We start from the raw sequence: 25,472 nt of genomic DNA, 5'->3' as shown, positions 1-25,472 counted from the left end.
GCGTCGCCGCCGGCGAATCGAATTTAAAGAGGATTCCTATGAATTTGAAGAAATGGATGGCCGCGGCCTCGCTCGCGCCCGTGCTGGCAGCATGCGGCGGAGACGGCGACCCGCCGCCCGCACCGGCGGTCCGGCTGTGCCCGCAGACGATCGACTACAACACGGTGTTCATCGGCGGGTCGGGATCGGGCGAGCTCGTGAAGGTGCAGCTCGATACGACGAAGATGACGTACCGGATGACGTATCTCGCATCGCCGGTGCCGACCACCACGGGCACCGTGCAGCCGACGCGCGACACGGCGCCGGCCAACGTGGTCGACGGCACGCTCGCGGACGAAACGGGGCTGCCGACCGTGAAGCTGAACCAGTGCACGTTCCGGATGCAGAACGCGAGCCTCGACCCGAACCGGCCCGCGCGGCTGTTCCTCGGCGAGGGCGTGCTGGGCGGCGCGATTCCCGGCGCGACGATTCAGTTCGACGGCGTGATCGGCGTCGGCAAGATCACGAAGACGACGTTCCCGTACTACCCGTTCATCAGTTTCTCGTCGCTGGAAACCGACCTGACGAAGATCGCAGGCAAGTACAACCAGCTCGGCTATCACCAGGTGCCGTCGCAGAGCTTCCAGCCGGTGGCGCTCGACCAGCAGGTGACGATCAACGCGGACGGCAGCTACGTCGAGACCGACAACTTCGGCAAGAAGAACGGCGGGCAGCCGCTTGCGTCGAGCGCGACCGTGAACCAGCCGTTCACGCTGCGGCCCGATGCGCCGGCGTTCCAGTCGCTCAACTACCTGCCGCAGATTCCGCCGACGCTCGCGGCGGTCGATCCGGCGAAGGCCGGCAAGGGGATCCTGATCGTCGGCAAGCTGCGCAACCAGCTCGTGCCGATCTTCATCCGCACCGGCGCGGCCAACGCGGACCTCACGCAAGGCCCGCCGAGCGCGGACGACGAATCGGGCATCTCGTTCCTGAGCCCGCAGACGGCGATCGCGCAAGGCTCGCAGAACGGCGAGTACACGGGCGTCGACAGCGCGTTCAACTACCGCGCGACCGCGCTCGTCGGCGCGCAGGCCACGCTGCTCGATCCGTTCAATGCGTCGCAGGCCGCGCTCACGCGTGCGCTGAACCTCGACTACACGCAGAAGATGCCGGGCGTCGTGACGACCGTGCATGCGGATGCGGCGTCGGGGCCGGCGACCGGCAAGTTCGTGTTCACCGGCGGCGTATTCGGGTTCCTCGACACGAACGATACGAGCAACCCGTACTTCACGGTCGGCGCATTCGTGCAGTGACGCACGCCTGGATGGAGACACGGTGGCGCCGCGCGCGGAAGCGCGGGGCACGGACAGAATGAGGGGAGACTTCATGAAGAAGCTGATTGTCGCGGGTGTCGTCGCAGGCGTGTCGACGCTCGCATCGGCCCAGCAGGCGGGCGACAACGTCGCGACGCTGGGGTGGCTGCACATCATGCCGCAGGATTCGACCAACGGGCTGACGACGAATCTTGCCGGCATGCCGATCAATGGGCCGCTGCGCCTGCCCGGGTCGTTCACGTCGCCGGGCACGAGCCTGACGGTCAACAACGCCGATACCGTCGGCCTCACGCTCACGCACTTCTTCACCGACCATATCGCGGTGACGTCGGTGCTCGGCGTGCCGCCCGAGTTCACGCTGACCGGGCACGGCTCGATCCGGCCGCCCGGCCCGGCCGGCGCGCTCGGCAGCGTCAACATGGACAACCCGGCGAACCAGCCGGCGGTGAAGAACGCGCGGCAGTGGAGCCCGACGGTCATTCTGCAGTACTACTTCAATTCGCCGACGGCGCGGTTCCGCCCGTTCGTCGGGATCGGCGTGGCCTACAGCTGGTTCAGCAACATCGAGCTGAACGGCAACTTCGCGAAGGACATCAACGAGAACCTCGGCAGCGTGCTCGCGGCCGGCGCCGGCAAGCCGGGCCCGACGTCGGTGGAGGGCAAGGCGTCGTCGTCGTTCACGCCGGTCTACAACGTCGGCGCAAGCTATGCGATCGACAAGCACTGGGGCTTAACGGCGACGCTGACGTACATGCCGCTGAAGACCTACTCGTCGCTCGTGATCAAGGCGGCCGACGGCTCGACGCTCGCCACCACGCGCACGCGGCTGAAGGCCGATCCGCTGATCACGTTCGTCGGGATTTCCTACAAGTTCTGAGCCGTCCGGCGCGCATGACGCGCGTCGGCGGCTTCCTGCGACCGGCTGGCCGGACCCTTCCGGCAGGAAGGTCGCGTTCCTGGCGGCGTGCCGCCATTTGTGAAGAGAGGGGGCAGTTCAAATGAGCATTCGCAAAATCGTATCGCTTGTTGCTGCAGTGGCTTTCACCGCGGTTTCGGCCGCGCCTGCTTTCGCTGTCACCGTTACGCGTGCCGACGGCCAGCCGATGAACCCGAACGGCGAGCCGTTCTCCGTATCGGGGCTCACCAACCTCAGCAAGGGATCGATCAGTGCAGCCTGTACCGCGACGTTCAACGGCACGATTACGTCGACCGGTATCGTCAACATCACGTCGACGCAGTTTTCAGGCGGCGGCACGTGCGGCCTGATCAGCGGCACGGCGAGCAGCACGTCGCCGTGGACGGGCCAGGCCGACAGCACGACGCAGTTGTCGATCAACAACGTGCACGTGAACGTCACGCTGCTCGGCGCGTGCGGCCCGAGCAAGGTGGTAACGGCATGGAACGATGCGAACTCGTCGCTGACGTTCAATAACTCCGTCCTGACGCCGAACTGCACGGTGTCCGGCACGGTCACGACGTCGCCGAAGTTCCACGTGCAGTAAGCGTCGCGGATCTAAGCGGGTGCCCGCCGCGCGCGAGGGCCGTGCGGTATGTGCGGCGGGCTTCCGCGGTTTCGATGGGTTCGTGCCGTCGCGTGTATCGGCGCGGCGGCCGGATTCATTCTGCAGAGCGGTCGCGTTTCTCGTGGAAGGCCGCCATATATCAAGAGAGAGGGCCATACAGATGAAAATTCGTCAAATTGCATCGCTTGTTGCTGCAGTGGTGTTCACTGCGGTTTCGGCTGCACCTGCTTTTGCGGTGACCGTTTCGCGCGCGGACGGCCAGCCGATGAATCCGAACGGCGAGCCGTTTTCGGCGGCGGGGCTCTCGACGCTCCAGAAGGGTGCGGTCAGTCCGATCAACTGTACGTTGACGCTCAACGGTACCGTCACGTCGACCGGCATCATCAATATCACGTCGACCCAATTCACCGGTGATGCCTTGTGCGGGTTGATCACGGGTAGTGCGTCCAGTGCGGCGCCGTGGACGGGGCAGGTGGACAGCACGACGCAAGTGTCGATCAACAACGTGAAGTTGAATGTGACCTTGCTCGGCACATGCGGGCCGAGCAAGGTCACGGCGGCGTGGAACGATCAGAACTCGTCGACGGCGTTCAACAACACCGTGCTGACGCCCGATTGCAACGTGAACGGCACGGTCATGACGTCGCCGAAGTTCCACGTTCAGTAAGCGATCGCAGATCGAAGCGGGGCGCTCGCTGTGCACTAAGAGCGTGCGGGATGCTAGCGGCTTTCCGCTTCCTCGATGCTTTCGAGCCTTCGTCCATATCAGCGCGACGACAGGCTGACCGTACGTATCGCGATCCGATGCGCACGGTGTTGCAGGGGCGGCACGGCGTACCGCGCCATCCGATCCGACTGAATTAAACACGATTCCAATTGGCCAGAACACTCCCGGAAGACCCATGCTTACCGATCCAGCAAAGTATGGAGATGCCCGCGGCGCGACGCCTGACCGGCTGCGCACGGCCGCGTGGCTGCAGTATCTGATCGAACGACTCGATGCTGATGCGTGCGCGGCGGAGGCGGGTGACGCCGGCGACACGACCGTCATCGCGTCGCACGCGATACGCATGCGGGCTGGCGCGAACCTGTCTCGGGAAGCGACAGCGATGCTTCACCGGCTCGCGCCGTGGATCGCCTCGGACGGCGGCATTTGCGCATGCGATCTGAGCGACCCGCGCAGTGCATGCTCGCATGTGCCGTCGATGCAGCAGCTCGCCGACGCTGAACGCAGTTGTTCCGGCTCGCGCGCCGTGTTCGACACTGCGCACGGTGTGATCGATGCATGCACGTTCGACGACCCCGATGTCGGCTGGGCCGCACTCGATCGGATTGCCGGTGGTGTCGAATGCGGCGGGGGCGATGACGGCGAATGCACTGAACATGAAAAGGGCGCGCAGGACGACATGCCGCCAGCGAAGAACCTGAGAGAAAGACTGGCCGTGGTCGCGGCGGCGAGTGGGGAAACGTCGGTCATGTCGGGCACCGTCATCGACGCGATCGTGCTGCGCGTGTGCGGGCCGCGCGACGATGCATCGCGCATCGACGAGATGGCGGCGCTCGTGACGTTCTCGGCCGCACTCGCCGCTGGCGACGGGGTCTCTGTTGCCGCGTATGGCGGTCAGCACAACCTCGTTGCCCGGGCGATCCGCACGCATCGCGCCGATCTCGCGTCGGTGGACGGGCTGCTCGCGGCGTTGTCCGTGTGCCGGCTCGATCGGCTCGTCGGCGCGGGCAGCTTCTGGGCGTACTACCTGCTGGCGGGCATCGTGATTGCAGCGCCGGATGCCGTTCGGGAAGTCGGTCGCCGCTTTCATGGTGATGAATGGCAGGCGTGGCTCGATCACGTGCTCGCGTGGCCGGCGATCAGTCGATTCGGGCCGAAGGAGGACGACGCGTTCGAAGGCCTGCGCGGTGCAATGAGCCTGACGTCGCGATGGAATCCGATCGTCCGCGGGAAGCGGATGCGGAAGCGGGGTGTTGTAACGCCCTGATTTGAGGAACACGGGGACACGGCAGGCTAATGCATCGCTTTTGCCGAATCGATACTCAAGGATTCCAAACGAATCGCGCACGAGCACCCTGGCTCGCGCCGAAATGACGGGCCTCGTTCGTACGCGCGAACGGGCGTCAGGCGGCGCGCTGAGCCTTCGTGCTGTCAGCGTCCACACCGGCCGCGCGCCACGCCGTCCACGCCATCTATCCTTCCAGACCGCCAGACCGCCAGACCGCCAGACCGCCAGACCGTCAGACCGTCTCGCGCCACCCCCGATCCAGGCACCATCGACCGAACGCAGTATGATTCCGCAGTCGATGCCGGCGATCGCTCCGCTATAACGGCCCGCCCGCACCGCCAAAGATCTGCCAAGCTTGTTGTAAGCCGGACGCAAACAGCCGCCGCGTGAGAGCGCCGCCGCGAACCCGCCGCCGGACCCCCTTCATCGAAACGGTCAGTCAGATGTCAAAGCAAAACAAGAAGATCCTCCTCCTGAGCGTCAGCGCCGGCGCCGGCCATACCCGGGCGGCCGAAGCGATCCGCGCGTTCGCCGACCACCATCCCGCCGGCATCGAAGCCACCCACCTGGACGTGATGGATTTCGTGTCCACCGGCTTCCGCAAGCTGTACACCGATCTTTACATCAAGCTCGTCAGCAGCCAGCCTGCGCTGTGGGGCTACCTGTACCAGAAGACCGACGAAGTCGATCCCGCCGCGCCGTCGCAGAAGATCCGACGCGCGATCGAGCGGCTCAATTGCCGGGCACTGCTCGCGGAGATCGAGCGGCAGCGCCCGGACGCGATCATCTGCACGCACTTCCTGCCCGCCGAGCTGCTGTCGCGCGAGATCCGCAAGGGGCGCGTCGACACGCCGGTGTGGGTGCAGGTCACCGATTTCGACCTGCACAGCATGTGGGTCGTACCGAACATGCGCGGCTATTTCGCGGCCAACGACGAGATCGCGTGGCGCATGCACGCGCGCGGCATGGCGCCCGACACGGTGCACGTCAGCGGCATCCCGATCATGCCGGCGTTCGGCCAGCCGCTCGATCGCGCGACCTGCGCGGCCGAATTCGGCCTCGATCCCGCGCGCCCGACCTTCCTGATGATGTCCGGCGGCGCGGGCCTCGGCGGGCTCGACGTGCTGGCCGCGCGCCTGCTCGAGATGGAGGCCGACTTCCAGCTGATCGCGCTGGCCGGCAAGAACAAGGCGATGCTGACGTCGTTGCAGGAACTTGCCGCGCAGCATCCGGGCCGGCTGTTTCCGCAGGGCTTCACGCAGCAGGTCGAGCGCCTGATGGCCTGCGCCGACCTCGTGATCACGAAGCCGGGCGGCCTGACGACGTCCGAATGCCTGGCGATGCAGCTACCGATGATCGTCAACTCGCCGATTCCGGGCCAGGAAGAGCGCAACGCGGATTTCCTGCTCGAACAGGGTGTCGCGCTGAAGGCGATCGACGACGATGCGCTCGTCTACCGGATCCGCGCGTTGCTGCAGACGCCCGAGCGTCTCGCCGACATGCGCCGCCGTCTCGCGCCGCTCGGGCGGCCGCTCGCCGGCCGCTTCGTGCTCGATCGCGTGCTGGGCCTGGAGCCGGCCGCATGAGCGTCGCGCGTTTTGTGCCGACGCGCCATACGGTGTTCGTCGTTGCGTGGGTCGTGCTGCTCGCGTACTTCTTCGCGAACGTCGAGATCCAGATCGAAGGCAGCGCGGGCTGGGCCGCCAACCTGCCGACGTGGCGCATCGAGCATCACTGGCTGCTCGACCTCTTCTGGGGCGGGCGGCCGATGACCGGCTACCACGCGTGGGTGTTCCCGTTCGTCGCGCTGTTCTTTCACCTGCCGGCCGTGTTCAACGGACGGTGGTCGTGGCGCATCGAAGCCCGCATCATCGCGTGCATCATGGTGTTCTGGCTGACCGAGGATTTCCTGTGGTTCGTGCTGAATCCGGCGTATGGCCTGGCCCGCTTCAATCCGGCGAATGTGCCGTGGCATATCCACTGGCTGGGCGTGGCCCCGACCGACTACTGGACGATGAGCGCCGCTGCGATCGTGCTGTTCATGCTTTCCCGCGAGCGCAAGCGCGCCTTTTACTGATCTCCGACCCGACATGAAAATCGCCATCATTGCCGCGATCGCCGTTGCGTTTGCCGGGCGCGTGCAGCCGGCCCACGCGGACCCGGCCTCCGAGGTGTCCGCCCGGCCGATCAAATGGGCGCAGAGCGTGACCGATGCGCATGTGAACAACCTGCATCGCATCACGCCGACGCTGTATCGCAGTGCCCAGCTGTCGCGTTCGGACCTGCCGGAACTGCAGAAGCTCGGCATCCGCAAGGTCATCAGCTTCCGTTCGTTTCACGCGGACGACACCATCCTGGCCGGCACGCAGATCCGGATGCAGCGCATCCGGATCAACACGTGGGACATCCGCGACGAGGACATGGTGACCGCGCTGAAGGCGCTGCGCACGGCCGACCAGGACGGCCCGGTGCTGATCCACTGCCAGCACGGCGCCGATCGCACCGGCCTCGTGTCGGCGCTGTACCGGATGGTGTACCAGGGCTGGACGCGCGAGCAGGCGCTCGATGAACTGCAGCACGGCGGCTATGGGTTCCATCCGATCTGGCAGAACATTACGAACTACCTGAAAAACGTCGACGTCGAGCGCTTGAAGCGAGAAGTGAACAGCGGCTGACGAATCCATGCAAAACGCCGCCGACAATTGCTGTCGGCGGCGTTTCGAAAGTACGTCGATGTGCGGGCACCACGCCCGCCGTCGTCAGACCGTCTCCGGCTGCCGCACTGCCTTCGCGATATTGCGGGCCATTACCCCGTTCGCGACGAAGTAAGGCACGTCCACGCGCGCAAGCGGCTTGCGCCCGCGAATCTTGTCCGCGATCTTCTCGGCGATCATGATCGTCGGCGCATTGAGGTTGCCGGTCGTGATGATCGGCATGATCGACGCATCGACGACGCGCAGCCCCTCCAACCCGTGCACGCGGCCTTCTTCATCGACCACGGCCATGTCGTCGTAACCCATCTTGCACGAGCACGACGGATGGAACGCGGTCTCCGCGCGGGCGCGCACGAACGCGTCGAGCTCCTTGTCGGACTTGCAGTCCGCACCCGGGTTCAGCTCGCGGCCGCGATATCGATCAAGTGCCGGCTGCCGCATGATCTCGCGCGTCGCACGGATCGCATCGCGGAATTCGCGCCAGTCGAGCGCTTCGGCCATGTAGTTGAACAGGATGCTCGGATGGTCGTTCGGATCGCGCGAGCGCAGCTTCACGCGGCCGCGGCTCGGCGAGCGCATCGAGCCGACGTGCGCCTGGAAGCCGTGCATCTCGATCGCGTTCGAGCCGTTGTAGTTGATCGCAACAGGCAGGAAGTGATACTGGATGTTGGGCCACAGATCGTCGTCGCGCGTGCGGATGAAGCCGCCCGCCTCGAAGTGGTTGCTCGCGCCGAGGCCGGTGCCGTTCAGCATCCATTCGAGGCCGATCTTTGGCTGGTTCCACCACTTGAGCGCCGGGTACAGCGAGACCGGCTCCTTGCACTCGTACTGGATGTACATCTCCAGGTGATCCTGCAGGTTCTGGCCGACACCGGGCAGGTCGAGCACGACGGGAATGTCGAGTGCCTTCAGCCACGCACCGGGGCCGACGCCCGAGCGCTGCAGCAGTTGCGGCGACGCGATCGCACCGCTGCACACGAGCACTTCGCGGCGCGCATGCGCGGTCGCACGTTCGCTGCCGCGCAGGTACGTGACGCCCGACGCGCGCTTGCCGTCGAACAGGATGCGATCGGCGAGCGCGTGCGTGACGATCTCGAGGTTCGACCGCACCTTCGCCTGGTCGAGGTAGCCGCGCGCGGTGCTGGCGCGGCGGCCCTTCGGCGTGACGGTGCGATCCATCGGGCCGAAGCCTTCCTGCTGATAGCCGTTCAGGTCGTCGGTGCGCGGATAGCCGGCCTGCACACCTGCATCGACCATGGCCTCGAACAGCGGGTTCACGCCCGGCTTGCTGGTCGTGACCGACACGGGGCCGCTGCCGCCGTGATAATCGTTCGGGCCGACGTCGCGCGTTTCGGCCTTCTTGAAGTACGGCAGGCAGTCGAGATACGTCCAGTTCTCGAGGCCCTTGTGCGTCGACCAGTTGTCGTAGTCGAGCGCGTTGCCGCGGATGTAGCACATGCCGTTGATCAGCGACGAGCCGCCGAGCCCCTTGCCGCGGCCGCATTCCATCCGGCGGTTGTCCATGTGCGGCTCGGGGTCGGTTTCGTAGGCCCAGTTGTAGCGGCGGCCCTGCAGCGGATAGGCGAGGGCGGCCGGCATCTGCGTGCGGAAGTCGAAGCGGTAGTCGGGGCCACCTGCTTCGAGCAGCAGCACCGTCACGTCCGGATCTTCCGTCAGGCGCGTTGCGAGCACGTTGCCCGCGGAACCTGCGCCGCAGATGATGTAGTCGTATTCGCGTGTCGTCATGACGGTCAGTCTCCTTTCGTGATCCTTAAAACACCGGGTTGTAGCGGCCGAGCTCGACCTGCACCGACTTGATTCGAGTGTAGTGCTCGAGCGTCGTGATGCCGTTCTCGCGTCCGACACCGGATTGCTTGTATCCGCCAACCGGCATCTCGGCCGGCGATTCGCCCCACGTGTTGATCCAGCAGATACCGGCTTCGAGACGATGGATCGTGCGGTGCGCGCGCGACAGGTTCTCGGTCACGACGCCGGCCGCGAGGCCGTAGTGCGTGTCGTTCGCGCGGGCGATCACTTCGTCCTCCGATTCGAAATCGAGGATGCTCATCACCGGCCCGAAGATTTCCTCGCGAACGATCGTCATGTCGTCGCGGCAATCGCCGAACACGGTCGGCGCGACGTACTGGCCGCTGCCGAAGTGGCCGTCGGTCAGGCGCGTGCCGCCCGCAAGCAGCTTCGCGCCTTCGGCCTTGCCGCTTTCGATGAAGCCGAGCACCTTGTCGAGCTGCGCGGCCGACACGAGCGGGCCGAAGTTGGTATCGGCATCGGTCGGCTTGCCGACGCGGATGCGCTTCACGCGCTCGAGCACACGCTGCGTGAATGCATCCTTGATCGAGCGGTGCACGAACACGCGCGTGCCGTTCGTGCAGACCTGGCCCGAGCTGAAGAAGTTGGCGGTCACCGCGATGTCGGCCGCGCGGTCGAGGTCCGCGTCGTCGAACACGATCAGCGGCGACTTGCCGCCGAGCTCCATCGTCACTTCCTTCAGCGACGATGCACCGGCCAGCGACATCACCTTCTTGCCGGTTTCGACGCCGCCGGTGAACGACACCTTCGCGATGTCCGGGTGGCCGGTCAGCAGCGCGCCGACCGAGCCGTCACCCTGCACGACGTTGAACACGCCGGCCGGCACGCCGGCTTCCGTATAGATTTCCGCGAGCTTCAGCGCGGTGAGCGGCGTGACTTCGCTCGGCTTGAACACCATCGCGTTGCCGGCCGCGAGCGCGGGGGCCGTCTTCCAGCATGCGATCTGGATCGGGTAGTTCCACGCGCCGATGCCCGCGCACACGCCGAGCGGCTCGCGGCGCGTGTAGACGAACGACTCGGCGCGCAGCGGCACCTGCAGCCCTTCGATCGCGGTCGCGAGGCCCGCGTAATACTCGATCACGTCCGCGCCGGTGACGATGTCGACCGCGAGCGTCTCGCCGATCGGCTTGCCCGTGTCGCGCGTTTCCAGCGCCGCGAGCTCGTCGTTGCGCTCGCGCAGCAGGTCGACCGCGCGGCGCAGGATGCGCGAGCGCTGCATCGCGGTCATCGCGGCCCATTCACGCTGGCCTTCCTGCGCGGACGCCACCGCGCGGTCGACGTCGGCCGCGCTGGCCTGCTGCACCTGCGCGAGCAGTTCGCCGGTGGCGGGATCGAAGGTGTCGAAAGTCTTGCCGCTCGTGGCGTCGACGTAACCGCCGCCGATGTAGAGGCGCTGCAAACCGAATACGGACATGAGGATCTCCTTGAGGGCGACTGCGTCGCGCGTCAGTCGGACGCGAGCAGCAGGTCGATGTAATCGTGGGCGAGCTTCAATGCAGCCCGGGTGTCGATGGGGCCGCCGGCGAGTGCGCCGCGCAGCCACAGGCCGTCGATCAGCGCGGCGAGGCCGCTGGCGGCTTCGCGCGCTTGCGTGCGCGGCAACGCCTTCGCGAATTCGGCGCACAGGTTCGAGTGGAGGCGCCGCGTGTTGACGTGCTGCAGGCGCTTGAGCATCGGGTCGTGCATGCTCTGCGACCAGAACGCGAGCCAGGTCTTCATCACGGGCGCGCTGACCTGCGTGACGTCGAAGTTCGCGGCGACGATCGCGCGCAGCCGGGCGCGCGGATCCTTGCGTGCCGCCACGCGGCGGCGCGTGGTGGCCGACCACAGGTCGCGCAGCACGTGCCGCATCGTCGCTTCGAGCAGGCCGTCCTTGTCGCCGAAGTAGTGGCTGACGATGCCCGTCGAGATGTTCGCGCGTTGCGCGACCGACGCGAGCGTCGTGCCGGGCAGGCCCGCTTCGTCGATCGAGCGCAGCGTGGCGTCGATCAACTGCGCGCGGCGAATCTCCCGCATTCCGACTTTCGGCATCGCGACTCCCTTCGCCCGGACGGGCCGTCCATGGAAGTCGAGAGCTTAGCGGTTTTTTATTGATCGTTCAATCAACAAAAAATCGGGGTCTGACGATGAAGACGGGTACCCGGCAGGTGCGCGAGGCCCTCCGATCCCGCGTTGTGCAGGTGCGGAAAAATGATTGAAAGATGATTAAGAAAGATGAAGTTTGTTTAAAACGCTTTCTGAAGCGAGCAATCAATCCGGTTAATCGTTGCAGGTGTCGAATCGATTACGGAATGAAAGAATAATGAGCTGTGTGATATTTGGTTAAGCGTGGAAGCCGACGCGCGAAACAGCGTCACGATTCATTCATGAAAATCCGTTTGAAATAGGCGAATGAAACGAATTAACGTATTGATTGTAAATGGAAATGTTTCGATTAAATAGGGATCGGCTGCCGCTCCGCAAACGATTGCGACCGCCCTCGATCGGATTCCGCTTACCATAAAAAATGCTGGAATAATTTGAATCTGCCGTATTTCCTAACAGAGTAGAGGGTATCGTTGGAATGACTTGAGTCAGTAATATTGTCCGTATTAGTATGGCGCCGCACTACGAGGAATGAATCGATGCCGCCGGTATTGCCGCGGTGCATTGGCCAATCGCGCGATTCGGACGCGCGTGACAAACCGGCGCAGTCATTGCGCACCTGCAGCATGCCGCGACGTCGAGACGCCGCATCCACCGGAGAACGACGATGCTGACCGAAAAACACGTGGTCCCGTTGCCGAATGGTCTGAAGGTCTACGTCGAACGGAACGTGTTCGACCCGGCGTTCGACACGGCAATGCTCGTCAACGGCGCGCTCGCGACGACCGCGTCGTTCGGGCAGACCGTCCAGTATCTCGGCGAGCGGATGAACACGATCTGCTTCGACCTGCCGTATGCGGGGCAGTCGCGCCAGCACAACCCGGGCTGCTTCATCCTGACGAAGGACGACGAAGCCGCGATCCTGCAGCACCTGGTCGAGCGCTTCGCGCCGGCGTACCTCGTGTCGGTGTCGTGGGGCGGCGTCGCGTCGCTGTTCGCGCTCGCACGCGGCTGCCCGAGCGTGCGGCGCGCGGCGATCTGCTCGTTCTCGCCGTTCCTGAACGACGCGATGGTCGACTACGTGACGCGCGCCCGCGACCACATCGCGGCCGGCGAGAACCTGAAGGCCGCGCAGCTGCTGAACGACACCGTCGGCCGCTACCTGCCGCGCATCATGAAGCTGTACAACTACCGGTATCTCACGCGCCTGCCGCGCGACGAGCAGGACCAGGTCGCGTTCCACGTCGACCAGATCCTGTCGCTGCAGCCGGAGCGCTACCTCAGCGAGTTCTCGAACATCGGCTGCGAGCTGCTGTTCCTGAACGGCGAGCGCGACGAATACACGACGCCCGCCGACGTGCGCCAGCTCGGCGCGCACGTGCCGCGCGCACGGTTCGCGACGGTGCCGGACGCCGGCCACTTCCTCGACATCGAAGGCCGCGCGCAGCGCGAATACACGCGCTCGGCGTTGCTCGACTTTTTCTGCGGCGGGTCGCAGCTCGCCGCCGGCATGGCGCTCGCCGCCGCGCAGTCGTGCGTGCCCGCTCCGATGCACGCGCTGTCGTCGTGACACCGCACGCCGTGCGTCCGATTCGCGCGGCGCTCCCGAACTCCCATCCCAACGAGGCAGGCCCGCCGTGAATATCGTTCAGACCATCGCCATCGTCGTTCCGTGGGCCGTGTGGCTCGCCTACTGGATCGCCACTTCGCAAGGCGTGAAGACGACCGTGCGCAAGGAAGCGTCGCGCTCGCGCACGTTGCAGTCGATTCCGCTGATCGTCGGCGGCGCGCTGATCATCCTGCCCGATCCGTCGTGGCAGGCGCTCGTGCCGGACTGGCAGCGCGTCGGCCTGCAGGCGCAGTGCGGGCTCGCGGTGCTGGTGGCCGGCCTGCTGTTCTCGGTGTGGGCGCGGCTGCACCTCGGCACGAACTGGAGCGTGTCGGTCACGCTGAAGGAAGACCATGAGCTCGTCCGCACGGGGCCGTATGGGCTCGTGCGTCACCCGATCTATACGGGCTGCCTGATCGCGCTCGTCGGCGCCGCACTGATCGGCGGCGAATGGCGCGGTGCGATCGGCGTGCTGCTCGTGTTCGCGTCGCTCGCGTACAAGGTGCGCGTCGAGGAGAGCTGGCTGACCGGGTATTTCGGGCCGGCGTACACGCAGTACCGTCGCGAAGTCGCGGCGCTGATTCCCGGCTTCTACTGAACCCCGCGAGGCGCGCGATGGCGAAGATGATCGTGACCGCGATCGGCTCGGCGGGCGACGTGCATCCGCTGCTCGGCGTCGCGCGCACGCTCGCGGCGCGCGGTCACGACGTCGTGTTCTGCACGCATGCGCCGTTCGAGGCGGCGGTGCGCCGGTGCGGGTTCGCCTTCGTGCCGATCGGCACCGCGGCCGACTACGAGGCCGCGATGGCGAACCCCGCGCTGTGGGATTCGCGCACGTCGTTTCGCACGCTGTGGGCGGTGATCGCGCCGACGCTGCGCCCGCATTACGACGCGCTGCGCGCGCTGACCGACGACGATACGGTGCTCGTCGGCACGCTGTGGGCGTTCTCCGCGCGCTTCATGCAGGAGCTGCACGGTACGCCGTACGTGTCGGTGCAGGTGTCGCCGTCGACGCTGCTGTCCGCGCATGCGCCGCCGACGCACCCGCGCCTGACGATTCCCGCGCGCTGGCCGCTGCCCGTGAAGGCGGCGCTGATGACGCTGATCGAGCGGCAGGTGCTCGATCGCACGTGCGGCCCCGCGCTCAACGCGGTGCGCCGCGCGCTCGGGCTCGCGCCGGCGCGGCGTGTGCTGGGCCGCTGGCTGCATTCGACCGATGGCGTGCTGTGCCTGTTTCCCGGCTGGTTCGCGCCGCCGCAGCCGGACTGGCCGTCGAATCATCTGCAAAGCGGTTTCCCGTTGTTCAACGATATTGCGACTTCTGAAGACGATGTGGCACTCGATGCGTATCTCGCGGCCGGTGAACCCCCGGTCGTGTTCACGGCCGGTTCGACACGCGTCGATCACGCGGCATACGCGCGCGCGGTGGCGGACGCGCTGCGCGCGACCGGCGCGCGCGGGATCCTGCTGACACCGCACGATGCGGCGCCGGACAGTGACCGCTTGCTCGTGCGCCGCTTCGTGCCGATGCGTACGCTGCTGCCGCGCTGCCGCGCGCTCGTGCATCACGGCGGGATCGGCACCGCGGCGCTCGCGTTCGAAGCCGGGATCGCGCAGGTCGTCACGCCGTTCGCGCACGACCAGTTCGACAACGCGCAACGGGTCGCCGTGAGCGGCTGCGGCGTGCGGGTCGACGGCCCGGTCGACGGTGCGCGTCTCGGCGCGGCGCTCGCGCGCGTGCTCGGTGAACCTTCGTTCGCGGTGCACGCGGCGCGCACGCGCGCGCTGCTTGTCGCCGAGCGGGACGGCTGCGACGCCGCCGCCGATTTCATCGAACGGTTCGCACCGGCGCACGGGCAGGCCGCCGCGCGGCCCGAAGCCGCGGTGGCCGGCGCATGAGCACCGCGTCGCCGCTTCACGACGGGCCGGTCGCGCCGTCCGCGTTCGACGTGCCGGCGCCAGCGCCGGCCGCGCGGCCGGTGCGTGGCGTCCGGCTCGCGCTGCTGACGTTCGCGCTGTCGCTCGCGACCTTCATCGAGGTGCTCGATTCGACCGTGACGAACGTCGCGGTGCCGGCGATCTCCGGCAGTCTCGGCGTATCGAACAGCCAGGGCACGTGGGTGATCAGCTCGTATTCGGTCGCGGCCGCGATCGCGGTGCCGCTGACGGGCTGGCTCGCGCGCCGCGTCGGCGAGTTGCGGCTGTTCGTCGGCGCGATCCTGCTGTTCACGCTGACGTCGCTGCTGTGCGGGCTCGCGCGCGACCTGCACGTGCTGGTGATCTGCCGCGCGCTGCAGGGGCTGTTTTCCGGGCCGATGGTGCCGCTGTCGCAGACGATCCTGCTGCGCACGTTCCCGCCGGACAAGCGCACGATCGCGCTCGCGCTGTGGGCGATGACGGTGCTGCTCGCGCCGATCTTCGGGCCGGTGGTCGGCGGCTGGATCGTCGACACCTTCTCGTGGCCGTGGATCTTCCTCATCAATTTGCCGATCGGGCTGTTCTCGTTCGCGGTCTGCACCGCGATGCTGCGCCCTGACGCGCAACGCGGCACGGCCGGCCCGATCGACGTGCCGGGCATCGTGCTGCTCGTGATCGGCGTCGGCTCGCTGCAGGCGATGCTCGATCTCGGCCACGATCGCGGCTGGTTCGGCTCGCCGCTGATCGTCACGCTCGCGGTGGTCGCGGCGCTCTCGATCGTGTCGCTGCTGATCTGGGAGGCGGGCGAAGCGCATCCCGTCGTCGATCTCAGCCTGTTCCGCGATCGCACGTTCTCGTTCTGTGTCCTGATCATCTCGCTTGGGATGATGAGCTTCTCGGTGGTCGGCGTCGTGTTTCCTCTGTGGATGCAGGCCGTGATGGGCTACAACGCGTTTCACGCGGGGCTCGCCACGGCGTCGCTCGGCGTGCTCGCGCTGGTGTTCTCGATCCTCGTCGGGCTGCATGCGCATCGCTTCGACGCGCGCGTGCTCGCGACCTTCGGCTTCCTCGTGTTCGCGGCCGTGCTCGCGTGGGATGCGCATTTCACGCTGAAGATGACGTTCGCGCAGATCGCCGCGCCGGGGCTGATCCAGGGGATCGGGCTGCCGTGCTTCTTCATTCCGCTGACCGCCGCGACGCTGTCGCGCATTCCGGACGACCGGCTCGCGGCCGCGTCGAGCCTGTCGAACTTCCTGCGCACGCTGTCCGCCGCGTTCGGCACCGCGATGAGCGTGACGCTGTGGGACAACCGCGCGACCTATCACTACGACGTCGTGTCGCAATCCGTCACGCACGCGTCGGCGAACACGCAGCGCTTCGTTCATACGCTGAACGCGATGGGCGTGGACGGCGTGCGCGAGCTGTCGACGCTGCACCAGGTCGTGATGCAGCAGGCCTACATGATGGCGACCAACGACATGTTCTGGATGGCGAGCATGACGTGTCTCGCCCTCGCGGCAATGATGTGGCTGACGCGGCCGAAACGCGGCGCGGCGGCGTCGTTCGGGCATTGAGGAGAGGAACATGACGACACTCGGCGCACTCGTGATCCTGTATCACCCGAGCGATGCACAGCTCGACGCGCTCCGCGCATGGCGGCACGCGTGCGACGCGCTGCTCGTCGTCGACAACACGCCGCAGCCCGATGCGCGGGCCCGCGAGCTGTGCGCGCGCGAGGGCATCGCGCTGCTGCATCACGGCAATCGCGGCGGAATCGCGGGCGCGTACAACGCGGGGCTCGCGGCGCTGTTTCGCGATCGGATCGATGCCGTCGCGCTGTTCGACCAGGATTCGTCGGTGCCGGCCGCGTATTTCCCCGCGATGCGCGAAGTCTGCGCGGGGCTTGGCGGGCGCCCGTTCCTGGCGGGCCCGCGCATCTTCGACGAAAACGCGCGCAGCTTCCTGCCCGAACTGTCGACCAACGGGATCGGGCTGCGCCGCCTGCGCATCGAGCCGGGCGCGTCGTTGCAGCGCTGCGCGTTCCTGATTTCGTCGGGCTGCGTCGTGTCGCGTGACGCGTTCGACGTGCTCGGCCGCTTCGACGAGACGCTGTTCATCGATCACGTCGATACCGAATACAGCTTCCGCGCGTTGTCGCGCAACGTGCCGCTCTATGTCGTGCCGTCGCTGGTGCTGCCGCACCGGATCGGCGCGAAGCAGCGTCATGCGCTTGGCCCTTTTGAAATGACGTCGATGAATCACTCGTGGCAACGGCGCTATTACAGCGCGCGCAATGCGGTGCAGCTCGGGATGCAGTACGGGTTGCGCTTTCCGGTGGCGATCGTGCCGAACCTGTTGACGATATGGCAGGTCGTGCAGATCGCGCTCGTCGAACGCGACAAGCGCGCGAAGCTCGCCGGCATTCTGTTCGGCGTCGCGGATGGCCTGTTCGGCCGGCTCGGGCCGCTCGAACGCACGCGGCCGCGTCTGGCCGCGCGTGCGCAACGCGTTCAGCAGGGATGAGGGGCGCGATGCGGCGTGTGAATGAAGCGGCGAAGGTGGCGCGTGGCGTGAAGGGCGGCTTGATGATGATCGTCGCCGCGGCCGCGTCGCTGGCGTTGGGCGGATGCGTGCCGTCGGGCTTCCTGCCGTCGCTGTCGTTGCGCGCGCCGGCCGACGATGCGCTCGCGCATACGGCCGGCCCCGGCGTGAACGGCGCGTGGCCCGCGCCCGACTGGGTGAAGCAGCTGCAGGACCCGCAGCTCGACGCGCTGGTCGCCGAGGCTGCGCAAAACAACCCCGACCTGCAGGTCGCGCAGGCGCGGCTGCGGATCGCGCAGGCACAGCTTCAGCAGTTCGATTCGTTGACGGGGCTGACGGGCACGGCCGGCGCGACCGTCAGCCGCGCGCGGATGCCGAAGCCGGGCGACGACGTCGCCAACGTGTCGGTCAGCGGCTATCGCGTGCCGGTGGAGATCTTCGGCGATCCGAACACCTCGCCGTCGTCGGTGTTCGTCGGGCTGACCTACCAGCTCGACCTGTGGGGCAAGAACCGCGCCGCGACGAAGAGCCTGATGTCGCTGCGCGAAGCGGCGCGGGTCGAGGCCGAGCAGGTGCGGCTCACGCTGGCGGTCGCGATCGTCACCGTGTACTGCCAGCTCGACCAGGCGTATGCGACGCAGGACCTGCTGCAGCAGAAGCTGAAGGTCAGCCAGCGCGTGACGACGGTGCTGCGCGAGCGCACCGCGCGCGGGCTCGACAACGCGTACGACGCGAGCGACGCATCGATCAAGCGCAGCAAGCTGCTCGCGCAGATCGCGATGAACGACGAGCAGATCAAGCTCGCGCAGCTGCAGCTCGGCGTGCTGTCCGGCCGTGGTCCAGAGCGCGGGCTCGCGCTGCAGCGGCCACGCGTTGGTGTCTTCGCGGGCGGCGCGCTGCCCGCGCGGCTGCCGGCCGATCTCCTGGGGCGCCGGCCCGACATCGTCGCCGCGCGCTTGCGTGTCGAAGCCGCGTTCGCGAATGCCGATTCGACGCGCGCACAGTTCTATCCGGACGTGAACCTCGTCGCGCTCGGCGGCGTGTTCGCGTTGACTCCCGCGTCGCTGTTCTCGCGCGATGCGCTCGCCGGTTCCATCGGCCCGGCGATCTCGCTGCCGATCTTCGATCGCGGCCGGCTGAAGGCGAAGCTCGGTGCGGATGTCGCGCAGGCCGACGTCGCGATCGGGCTGTACAACAAGACCGTCGACGACGCGCTCGGGCAGGTCGCGCAGTTCGTCACGTCGCTGCAGACGTCGCAGACGCTCGTCGCGCAGCAGCAGGACGCGGTCGCGGCCGCGCAGAAGATCGTTGAGATCGCAACCGACCGGCACCGGCGCGGCGTGCTGATGCAGAAGGACGTGGACGTCGCCGATCTCACGCTGATCGACGAGCGCGCGCAGATGATCGCGTTGCTCGGCCGGCAGCGGTCGCTGCGCATCGGGCTCATCGGCGCGCTGGGCGGCGGGTTCGATGCGGGGGTGACGGTTGCGCAGGCGCCGGTCGTGCATCGGGTGCGTAGCGGGGTGGGCAAGCGAGGCGCTTCGACTGCGGCGCCAGCGGCGCCCGCTGCGGCCGCACCGACCATACCGACCGCGAGCCGACCGGTGGTGACGCCGTCGGCCGATGTGCGTGCGGCGAGCGTGGCCGTGCCGCCGATCGTCGCTGCATCGAATGCGGGTTCCGCACGACGCGACGACGCGGCACGCACGCCGGCCGTCGCCGCGACACCGCGCAGTACCGCCGTTCTCGCGCGCACGGCCGCGGCGAATCCGGCGCCGAGCCCGTCGGTCACACCATCGATTCCCTTGTTCCAGCACGATCGTCTGATCGTTACGCAAAGCGACTGATGCACCACGACAACCTCCATTCCGCCGCGCCGCCGGCCGCACTGAACGACCCGGCACTCGACGCGCGCCGCGCGACGCGCCGCAAGCGCTTCATCGCGTTCTTCGCGGTCGTGCTGGTGGCCGCGCTTGCATGGATCGCGTACTGGCTGCTGAGCGATCGCTATTACGAAGACACCGACGACGCGTACGTCGCCGGCAGCATCGTCCAGGTCGCCGCGCAGACCCCCGGATCGGTGACCGACGTCGTGGTGGCCGATACGCAGGCCGTGCGCGCCGGCCAGATCCTCGTGAAGCTCGACGACACCGAGGCGTCCGTCGCGTTCGCGCAGGCGAAGGCGCAACTCGCGCAGGCGGTGCGGCAGGTCGCGAACGCGAAGATCTCGAACACGATGTACGTCGAGGCCGTGAATGCGCGGCGCGCCGACCTGGCGCTCGCGCAGCGCGCGTTCGCCGCACGCTCGGGCGCATCGGTCGAGATCGTCGCGCCCGAGGAACTCGCGCGTGCGCGCGCGGCGGTCGCCGGTGCGCAGGCGAATCTCGCGGCCGCGCAGGCGCAGCTCGATGCGGCACGCGCGCTCGGCACCCGGTTGCCCGTCGACGAGAGCCCGGCGGTCGTGCAGGCGGCCGCGCAGTTCAAGCTCGCGTACCGGAACCTGAAGCGCACGACGATCGTCGCGCCGGTCGACGGCACGATCGGGCAGCGTTCGGTGCAGGTCGGCCAGCAGGTCGGGCCCGGCGTGCCGCTGATGTCGATCGTGCAGCTCAACCAGCTGTGGATCGAGGCGAATTTCAAGGAAGGGCAGATTCGCCACATGCGCATCGGGCAGCCGGTCGAGGTCGTGTCGGATCTGTACGGCTCGCGCGTGACCTATCGCGGCCGCGTGCAGGGCTTCTCGGCGGGCACCGGCAGCGCGTTCTCGATGCTGCCGTCGCAGAACGCGGCCGGCAACTGGATCAAGGTCGTGCAGCGCGTGCCGGTCGTGATCGCGCTCGATGCGCGCGATCTCGCCGCGCATCCGCTGCGCGTCGGGCTGTCGATGCGCGCGACGGTCGACACGCACGATCGCAACGGCCACGCGCTCGACAGCGAGCCGCCGACGCCGGCCGTCAGCACGCGCGTGCACGACGGCGTCGCGAGCGACGCGGAAAGCGCCGTCGCCGCGATCATCCGCGACAATCAGGGCGGGTAACGCCGGCCCGAGAGTGGGGGCGGCCGGTTGTCACGACCGGCCCACCGCCCGGCGCGTTGCGGCGCTCGCTAGCGCCTCCAGCGCCCTCAAGCCCCATCACCATCCAGCGCACCCCCCTGCACGCCAAACCCTCCCGTCGTTCCCCCCCCCCCCCGACTTTCGCATTTCCGCCATCGATGTCGGCGCCGTTCAAACGCGTGTCGCGTTTGAGACATCGGCGCCCCTGCCTCCGGGACTACTCTCGAACAGCACGTTGCGCGTGCGCCGCATGAGCCGGCGCGCCGCGGCGCCATCCAACGAGACATGGAGACAATACGATGAGCAGCAATCGAGGTGTCGTCTATCTTGGGCCGGGCCAGGTCGAAGTCCAGAAAATCGATTATCCGAAGATGGTCGACCCGAGCGGCCGCGCGATCGGCCACGGCGTGATCCTGAAAGTGGTGAGCACGAACATCTGCGGTTCCGACCAGCACATGGTGCGCGGCCGCACGACCGCGCCGGTCGGCCTCGTGCTCGGTCACGAGATCACGGGCGAGGTGGTCGAGATCGGCCGCGACGTCGAGACGCTGAAACTCGGCGATCTCGTGTCGGTGCCGTTCAACGTGGCCTGCGGCCGCTGTGCGATGTGCAAGGACACGCATACGGGCGTGTGCCTGAACGTGAACCCGTCGCGTGCCGGCGGCGCGTACGGCTACGTCGACATGGGCGGCTGGATCGGCGGCCAGGCCGAGTACGTGCTCGTGCCGTATGCCGATTTCAACCTGCTGAAATTCCCCGATCGCGATCAGGCCATGGCGAAGATCCGCGATCTGACCTGCCTGTCCGACATTCTGCCCACCGGTTATCACGGCACGGTGAGCGCGGGCGTGAAGCCGGGCTCGACGGTCTACATCGCGGGCGCGGGCCCGGTCGGGATGGCGGCGGCCGCCTCGGCGCGCCTGCTCGGCGCGGCCGTGACGATCGTCGGCGACATGAACGCGGAACGCCTCGCACACGCACGCGCGATGGGCTTCGAGACGGTCGACCTGTCGAAGGACGCATCGCTCGGCGAGCAGATCGAGCAGATCCTCGGCGTGCCCGAGATCGACTGCGCGGTCGACTGCGTCGGCTTCGAGGCGCACGGCCACGGTTCGTCGGGCCATGCGGAGGAAGCGCCTGCGACGGTGCTGAACTCGCTGATGGAAATCACGCGCCCGGCCGGCGCGATCGGCATCCCGGGCCTGTACGTGACGGACGATCCGGGCGCGAAGGACAAGGCGGCGCAACACGGCAGCCTGAGCATCCGCTTCGGCCTCGGCTGGGCGAAGTCGCACTCGTTCTTTACGGGCCAGACGCCGGTGCTGAAGTACAACCGCAACCTGATGCAGGCGATCCTGTTCGACCGACTGCCGATCGCGAAGATCGTCAACGTCGAAGTGATTTCGCTCGACCAGGCGCCGGAAGGCTACAAGAAGTTCGACGGCGGCGCGCCGCGTAAATTCGTCATCGACCCGCACGGGTTGCTGGCGGCGTAACGCGACCGACCACCGCGCGGCAATCGAAAGGGGCCGGGGCGCGCAAGCGCCTCGGCCCCTTGTGCGTTCCGGAAGCGCGCGCTTAATGCCCGCGATGGAACCGGGCGGGAAGCTCACGCGTGAACGATCGACCGGGCGCCATTCGCCCGGCTCCGTTCACGTGGTGCGCTCCATCGCGGCGTCGTACTGACCGCAGCAGGCCGCACTGTTCAGGCGTGCACGCAGCAGCAGCGCCTCCTGCGCGGCGCGTACGTTGGCCGCCTGTCCCTTCCACGCGGCCAGCGGCGGCTCCTGCAGCGCGCGTCCATAGGAAAAGCTCAGCACCCACGGCCGCCCGTCAACGCGATTCATCGCATCGAGATGCGCGGTCGCTTCCTCGGGCGTCTGTCCGCCGGACAGGAAGAAGATGCCGGGCACTTCGGCCGGCACGATGCTGCGCAACAGGCGCACCGTGGCTTCCGCGACTTCGGCGGGGGCCGGCTGCTCGGCGTGCGTGCTGCCCGCGACGACCATGCTCGGCTTGAGCAACATGTGCGCCAGCGCGACCCGGTGCCGGTGCAGCGCGTCGAACACGGCGTGCAGCACGGCGTCGGTCACTTGCGCGCAGCGGCCGATCGAATGATCGCCGTCCATCAGCACTTCCGGCTCGACGATCGGCACGACGCCGGCCTCCTGGCAGATCGCCGCATAGCGCGCCAGCGCTTCGGCGTTGGCTTCGATCGCCGCGTGGCCCGGCAGCGTGTCGGACACGTTGTACACCGCGCGCCATTTCGCGAACCGCGCGCCTTGCCGCTGGTAGCCGTCGAGGCGGGCCGCAAGCCCATCGAGCCCTTGCGTGATTTCGTCGCCGGGCGCGAGCGCGAGCGGAATCTTGCCTGCGTCGACCTTGATGCCGGGCACGATCTGCTGGCGGGCGGCGAGTTCGGGCAACGGCGTGCCATCGTCCGTACGTTGCCCGAGCGTCTCTTCATACAGGATCACGCCGCTGACGAATTCGCCGAGGCCCGGCGTCGACAGCAACAGGGTGCGCCATGCGCGGCGGTTCTCTTCGGTCGATTCGACCGCGATCGTCTTGAAGCGCTTCGCGATGGTCGGCCCGCTTTCGTCGGCTGCCAGCAAGCCTTTGCCATCCTGAACGAGTGCCTGGATCGTCGCCTGGAGTGTGCTCTCGGTGCTCATGGAATTCCTCCGCTGAAACCGCCGCGCGGCCGTGCCGACCGCGCGCCGTTCACTTCGTCACGGTCGTCACGCCGCCTTCCGATTTCATTCTTTGTCGCGCACCGGCCAGAACGCAAGGCGCGTGCGCCGGTGGCATCGTCCGTGCCGGGGAGGTGCGCGATGCGCGGGCGTTCGACGCGCGTGACGCGTCGCGCGAAACGGGCGTTGCCGGAAACGGGCCGCCGTTTCTTGCCGGGGAGGTGCAGGGGAGAGCCGGCCACGCATACGTTCGGCGCGGCCCGGAACACGGGCGCCCCGCGATCCCGGGCCCCCGCAATTGCTGCGATAATCATCGCCCGTTCCCGACCCCATCGCCGCCGTTCGGCGGCATATCCACGGATGGCCAAGTCACTTCCCCTCGCAGCGTTGCACACGTTCGTCGAAGTGGCGCGCTGCGGCAGCATGAAACAGGCGGCCGACCAGCTCTGCATTTCGCCGGGCGCCGTCAGCCAGCATGTCCGCAATCTCGAGGATCGCCTCGCCGTGCGGCTGTTCGAGCGCACCGGCCGTGAACTCGAGCTGACCGGCACGGGCCGCGCGCTGTTCGACCAGCTCGCCGGCGGCTTCAACGAAATCGAGGCCGCATGGGCGAACGTGCACGGTGCGAACCGGCGCGTCGTCCGCCTCGCGGTGACGACCACCGCGTCCTTCGCGAACACGTGGCTCGTGCAGCGCCTCGGCGCATTCAATGCCGCGTACCCCGACATCGAAATCACCGTCGAAACGCGCGCGCAACTGGTCGACCTGCGGCGCGACTATGTCGACGTCGCGATCCGGCACGGGTTGGGCCACTATCCCGGGCACGCATCGTTCCGCATCTGGACCCCCGAGCTGTGGCCCGTCTGCAGCCCGCGACTGCTCGATCCCGCCCGCCCGATCGCCGCGCCGGCCGATTGCCTGTCGTATCCGCTGCTGCAGGACGCGGATCGCGCCGACTGGGCACTGTGGCTGCGCGCGCAGGGCATCGAGGATCCTCGTGCGCCGCGCGGCGCGAGCTTCAGCGAGGATGCGTTGCTGATCAAGGCGGCGGCTGCCGGGCAGGGCATGGCGCTGGTGCGCGACATCTATGCGCGGGACGAAGTCGCGGCCGGCCGGCTGGTGCGCGTGCTCGCACGGCCCTGGCCGACCGAGCTGTCGTATTACGTCGTGTGCAGCGAAGCGCGCCAGCACGAGTGGAAGATCGCTGCGTTCCGCGACTGGCTCGCGACCGAGATCGGCGGCGGCGACGACGGCCCGCGCGACCTACTGGCGTGACCCGCGCACGGTGGCGGTCGCGAAGCCCTTGAGCTTGCCGGTCGCGAGCGCGGTGCCGAGCAGGATGATCGCGCACCCGGCGAGCGTCTGCACGGTGACGGTCTCGTGCAGGAAGATCGCGCCCCATACGACACCGAAGATCGGAATCAGGAACGTGACCGACGCCGCATATTGCGCGCCCGCGTTGCGGATCAGCCCGAAATACAGCAGATAGGCGACGGCCGTACAGATCGCGCCGAGCAGCACCACCGCGATCCACGCGGATGGTTGAACGGGGCCGTGTGGCCACATCGGCAGCGCGAGCGGCACGAGCGCGACCGCCGCGAACAACTGGCTGCCGAACGCCGACACGAACGGCCGGACGTTCGCCAGCCTGCGCTTCGAGTAATGCGCGGCGAACCCGTACGACAGCGTCGCGAGCATCGCGGCAGCGATCGCGCGCGATGCGCCGGGCGTGCCGGCGCCGACTGCCGAACCGGCGAGCACGACGACACCCGCAAAACCCAGCGCGAGGCCGATCGCCTGCGGTTTCGTCAGCGGCGCACGCAGCCACACGTACGCGACGATCGCGGTCCACAACGGCGTCGTCGCATTCAGGATCGAATCGGTGCCGGCCGACACGAACAGCGCCGCGTAGGTCAGCAGGCAGAACGGCAGCGCCGAGTTCGTGATGCCGACGACGAACAGCGGCAACGCATGCGAGCGGAATTCCTGTCGCGCCTGCGCGCTGCGCAGCACCGGCGACAACAGCACGGCCGCGATCGCGACGCGCAGCGCGATCAGCGGGACGACGCCGAATTCCGGCGCGCCCATGCGCATGAACAGGAAGGACGCGCCCCAGATGGCGGCAAGGGCCACGAGTTGCAGTGCATTCATCGATGACTCCGTTCGGTGGATCAGGCGGC

Annotated in this window: 22 protein-coding genes; 17 read left to right on the top strand and 5 right to left on the bottom strand. The window is 67.5% G+C overall.

Features of this window, described 5'->3' with window-relative positions:
• The first annotated feature begins 38 nt into the window (after positions 1 to 38).
• From QZM35_RS17190 to QZM35_RS17155, 8 genes are all read left to right on the top strand, one after another.
• Positions 39 to 1,292: a DUF2957 domain-containing protein gene (locus QZM35_RS17190; protein WP_301776444.1), complete on the top strand. Its 1,254-nt coding sequence runs from the start codon at positions 39 to 41 to the stop codon at positions 1,290 to 1,292.
• A gap of 73 nt (positions 1,293 to 1,365) precedes the next feature.
• Positions 1,366 to 2,190 (top strand): OmpW family protein, encoded by an 825-nt coding sequence (locus QZM35_RS17185; protein ID WP_089475466.1) that lies wholly within the window; start codon positions 1,366 to 1,368, stop codon positions 2,188 to 2,190.
• Positions 2,191 to 2,311: 121 nt separating this feature from the next.
• Positions 2,312 to 2,815 carry an activator protein gene (locus QZM35_RS17180; protein WP_089441748.1) on the top strand — a complete coding sequence of 168 codons (504 nt, stop codon included), beginning with the start codon at positions 2,312 to 2,314 and terminating at the stop codon, positions 2,813 to 2,815.
• A 181-nt stretch (positions 2,816 to 2,996) separates the two neighbouring features.
• Positions 2,997 to 3,503, top strand: coding sequence for an activator protein (locus QZM35_RS17175; RefSeq protein ID WP_089426819.1), 507 nt, complete (start codon positions 2,997 to 2,999; stop codon positions 3,501 to 3,503).
• 235 nt (positions 3,504 to 3,738) lie between these two features.
• On the top strand, positions 3,739 to 4,830 hold the full coding sequence (locus QZM35_RS17170; RefSeq protein ID WP_301776443.1) for a hypothetical protein: 1,092 nt from the start codon (positions 3,739 to 3,741) through the stop codon (positions 4,828 to 4,830).
• A gap of 464 nt (positions 4,831 to 5,294) precedes the next feature.
• A complete protein-coding gene (locus tag QZM35_RS17165; protein WP_089426821.1) occupies positions 5,295 to 6,437 on the top strand; it encodes a glycosyltransferase in 1,143 nt (380 codons plus the stop codon).
• Positions 6,434 to 6,928: a hypothetical protein gene (locus tag QZM35_RS17160; protein WP_089426822.1), complete on the top strand. Its 495-nt coding sequence runs from the start codon at positions 6,434 to 6,436 to the stop codon at positions 6,926 to 6,928. Before QZM35_RS17165 ends, QZM35_RS17160 begins: the two co-directional genes overlap by 4 nt.
• Before the next feature lie 13 nt (positions 6,929 to 6,941).
• Positions 6,942 to 7,526, top strand: coding sequence for a dual specificity protein phosphatase family protein (locus tag QZM35_RS17155; RefSeq protein WP_301776442.1), 585 nt, complete (start codon positions 6,942 to 6,944; stop codon positions 7,524 to 7,526).
• Between the two features lie 84 nt (positions 7,527 to 7,610).
• Here QZM35_RS17155 and betA read toward each other — a convergent pair whose 3' ends face one another.
• From betA to betI, 3 genes are read right to left on the bottom strand one after another with little or no spacing between them, the layout of a single operon-like run.
• A complete protein-coding gene (betA, locus tag QZM35_RS17150; protein ID WP_301776441.1) occupies positions 7,611 to 9,311 on the bottom strand; it encodes a choline dehydrogenase in 1,701 nt (566 codons plus the stop codon).
• A 25-nt stretch (positions 9,312 to 9,336) separates the two neighbouring features.
• Positions 9,337 to 10,806, bottom strand: coding sequence for a betaine-aldehyde dehydrogenase (betB, locus tag QZM35_RS17145; RefSeq protein WP_301776440.1), 1,470 nt, complete (start codon positions 10,804 to 10,806; stop codon positions 9,337 to 9,339).
• A 32-nt stretch (positions 10,807 to 10,838) separates the two neighbouring features.
• Positions 10,839 to 11,423: a transcriptional regulator BetI gene (gene betI / locus QZM35_RS17140; RefSeq protein ID WP_089426825.1), complete on the bottom strand. Its 585-nt coding sequence runs from the start codon at positions 11,421 to 11,423 to the stop codon at positions 10,839 to 10,841.
• 721 nt (positions 11,424 to 12,144) lie between these two features.
• Between betI and QZM35_RS17135 the strand changes: the two genes are divergently transcribed.
• From QZM35_RS17135 to fdhA, 8 genes are all read left to right on the top strand, one after another.
• Entirely contained in the window at positions 12,145 to 13,047 is a 903-nt protein-coding gene (locus QZM35_RS17135; protein WP_089429040.1) for an alpha/beta fold hydrolase, read from the top strand.
• 67 nt (positions 13,048 to 13,114) lie between these two features.
• Positions 13,115 to 13,684, top strand: coding sequence for an isoprenylcysteine carboxylmethyltransferase family protein (locus QZM35_RS17130; RefSeq protein WP_301776439.1), 570 nt, complete (start codon positions 13,115 to 13,117; stop codon positions 13,682 to 13,684).
• Between the two features lie 17 nt (positions 13,685 to 13,701).
• Positions 13,702 to 14,985, top strand: a complete 1,284-nt coding sequence (locus tag QZM35_RS17125; RefSeq protein ID WP_301776438.1) for a glycosyltransferase — start codon at positions 13,702 to 13,704, stop codon at positions 14,983 to 14,985.
• Complete coding sequence (locus QZM35_RS17120) at positions 14,982 to 16,577, top strand: DHA2 family efflux MFS transporter permease subunit (protein ID WP_089475459.1); 1,596 nt, start codon at positions 14,982 to 14,984, stop codon at positions 16,575 to 16,577. Before QZM35_RS17125 ends, QZM35_RS17120 begins: the two co-directional genes overlap by 4 nt.
• A gap of 10 nt (positions 16,578 to 16,587) precedes the next feature.
• Positions 16,588 to 17,526, top strand: coding sequence for a glycosyltransferase family 2 protein (locus QZM35_RS17115; RefSeq protein WP_301776437.1), 939 nt, complete (start codon positions 16,588 to 16,590; stop codon positions 17,524 to 17,526).
• An 8-nt stretch (positions 17,527 to 17,534) separates the two neighbouring features.
• Positions 17,535 to 19,391, top strand: coding sequence for an efflux transporter outer membrane subunit (locus QZM35_RS17110; RefSeq protein ID WP_301776436.1), 1,857 nt, complete (start codon positions 17,535 to 17,537; stop codon positions 19,389 to 19,391).
• A complete protein-coding gene (locus QZM35_RS17105) occupies positions 19,391 to 20,581 on the top strand; it encodes an efflux RND transporter periplasmic adaptor subunit (protein ID WP_174973803.1) in 1,191 nt (396 codons plus the stop codon). The genes QZM35_RS17110 and QZM35_RS17105 overlap by 1 nt, the downstream gene beginning before the upstream one ends.
• 317 nt (positions 20,582 to 20,898) lie before the next feature.
• Complete coding sequence (fdhA, locus tag QZM35_RS17100) at positions 20,899 to 22,095, top strand: formaldehyde dehydrogenase, glutathione-independent (protein ID WP_301776435.1); 1,197 nt, start codon at positions 20,899 to 20,901, stop codon at positions 22,093 to 22,095.
• Between the two features lie 156 nt (positions 22,096 to 22,251).
• On the opposite strand, the gene QZM35_RS17095 is transcribed toward fdhA, so the two are convergent.
• Positions 22,252 to 23,274 carry a class I fructose-bisphosphate aldolase gene (locus QZM35_RS17095; protein WP_301776434.1) on the bottom strand — a complete coding sequence of 341 codons (1,023 nt, stop codon included), beginning with the start codon at positions 23,272 to 23,274 and terminating at the stop codon, positions 22,252 to 22,254.
• A 378-nt stretch (positions 23,275 to 23,652) separates the two neighbouring features.
• Between QZM35_RS17095 and QZM35_RS17090 the strand changes: the two genes are divergently transcribed.
• Positions 23,653 to 24,567 carry a LysR substrate-binding domain-containing protein gene (locus QZM35_RS17090; protein ID WP_301776433.1) on the top strand — a complete coding sequence of 305 codons (915 nt, stop codon included), beginning with the start codon at positions 23,653 to 23,655 and terminating at the stop codon, positions 24,565 to 24,567.
• Here QZM35_RS17090 and QZM35_RS17085 read toward each other — a convergent pair.
• On the bottom strand, positions 24,556 to 25,443 hold the full coding sequence (locus tag QZM35_RS17085; RefSeq protein WP_174973799.1) for a DMT family transporter: 888 nt from the start codon (positions 25,441 to 25,443) through the stop codon (positions 24,556 to 24,558). The genes QZM35_RS17090 and QZM35_RS17085 overlap by 12 nt on opposite strands.
• Positions 25,444 to 25,472: the final 29 nt, after the last annotated feature.

It is taken from the genome of Burkholderia sp. AU45274 (assembly GCF_030482505.1).
Lineage (GTDB): Bacteria > Pseudomonadota > Gammaproteobacteria > Burkholderiales > Burkholderiaceae > Burkholderia.
Note: the sequence above shows the minus strand (reverse complement) of the source record. Positions and strands in the feature narration are given on the sequence as shown.

Bases quoted from the DNA above. Each gene is read 5' to 3' on its own strand.
- QZM35_RS17190 (WP_301776444.1), top strand. From the start codon at position 39: ATGAATTTGAAGAAATGGATGGCCGCGGCCTCGCTCGCGCCCGTGCTG.
- QZM35_RS17185 (WP_089475466.1), top strand. From the start codon at position 1,366: ATGAAGAAGCTGATTGTCGCGGGTGTCGTCGCAGGCGTGTCGACGCTC.
- QZM35_RS17180 (WP_089441748.1), top strand. From the start codon at position 2,312: ATGAGCATTCGCAAAATCGTATCGCTTGTTGCTGCAGTGGCTTTCACC.
- QZM35_RS17175 (WP_089426819.1), top strand. From the start codon at position 2,997: ATGAAAATTCGTCAAATTGCATCGCTTGTTGCTGCAGTGGTGTTCACT.
- QZM35_RS17170 (WP_301776443.1), top strand. From the start codon at position 3,739: ATGCTTACCGATCCAGCAAAGTATGGAGATGCCCGCGGCGCGACGCCT.
- QZM35_RS17165 (WP_089426821.1), top strand. From the start codon at position 5,295: ATGTCAAAGCAAAACAAGAAGATCCTCCTCCTGAGCGTCAGCGCCGGC.
- QZM35_RS17160 (WP_089426822.1), top strand. From the start codon at position 6,434: ATGAGCGTCGCGCGTTTTGTGCCGACGCGCCATACGGTGTTCGTCGTT.
- QZM35_RS17155 (WP_301776442.1), top strand. From the start codon at position 6,942: ATGAAAATCGCCATCATTGCCGCGATCGCCGTTGCGTTTGCCGGGCGC.
- betA (WP_301776441.1), bottom strand. From the start codon at position 9,311: ATGACGACACGCGAATACGACTACATCATCTGCGGCGCAGGTTCCGCG.
- betB (WP_301776440.1), bottom strand. From the start codon at position 10,806: ATGTCCGTATTCGGTTTGCAGCGCCTCTACATCGGCGGCGGTTACGTC.
- betI (WP_089426825.1), bottom strand. From the start codon at position 11,423: ATGCCGAAAGTCGGAATGCGGGAGATTCGCCGCGCGCAGTTGATCGAC.
- QZM35_RS17135 (WP_089429040.1), top strand. From the start codon at position 12,145: ATGCTGACCGAAAAACACGTGGTCCCGTTGCCGAATGGTCTGAAGGTC.
- QZM35_RS17125 (WP_301776438.1), top strand. From the start codon at position 13,702: ATGGCGAAGATGATCGTGACCGCGATCGGCTCGGCGGGCGACGTGCAT.
- QZM35_RS17120 (WP_089475459.1), top strand. From the start codon at position 14,982: ATGAGCACCGCGTCGCCGCTTCACGACGGGCCGGTCGCGCCGTCCGCG.
- QZM35_RS17115 (WP_301776437.1), top strand. From the start codon at position 16,588: ATGACGACACTCGGCGCACTCGTGATCCTGTATCACCCGAGCGATGCA.
- QZM35_RS17110 (WP_301776436.1), top strand. From the start codon at position 17,535: ATGCGGCGTGTGAATGAAGCGGCGAAGGTGGCGCGTGGCGTGAAGGGC.
- QZM35_RS17105 (WP_174973803.1), top strand. From the start codon at position 19,391: ATGCACCACGACAACCTCCATTCCGCCGCGCCGCCGGCCGCACTGAAC.
- fdhA (WP_301776435.1), top strand. From the start codon at position 20,899: ATGAGCAGCAATCGAGGTGTCGTCTATCTTGGGCCGGGCCAGGTCGAA.
- QZM35_RS17095 (WP_301776434.1), bottom strand. From the start codon at position 23,274: ATGAGCACCGAGAGCACACTCCAGGCGACGATCCAGGCACTCGTTCAG.
- QZM35_RS17090 (WP_301776433.1), top strand. From the start codon at position 23,653: ATGGCCAAGTCACTTCCCCTCGCAGCGTTGCACACGTTCGTCGAAGTG.
- QZM35_RS17085 (WP_174973799.1), bottom strand. From the start codon at position 25,443: ATGAATGCACTGCAACTCGTGGCCCTTGCCGCCATCTGGGGCGCGTCC.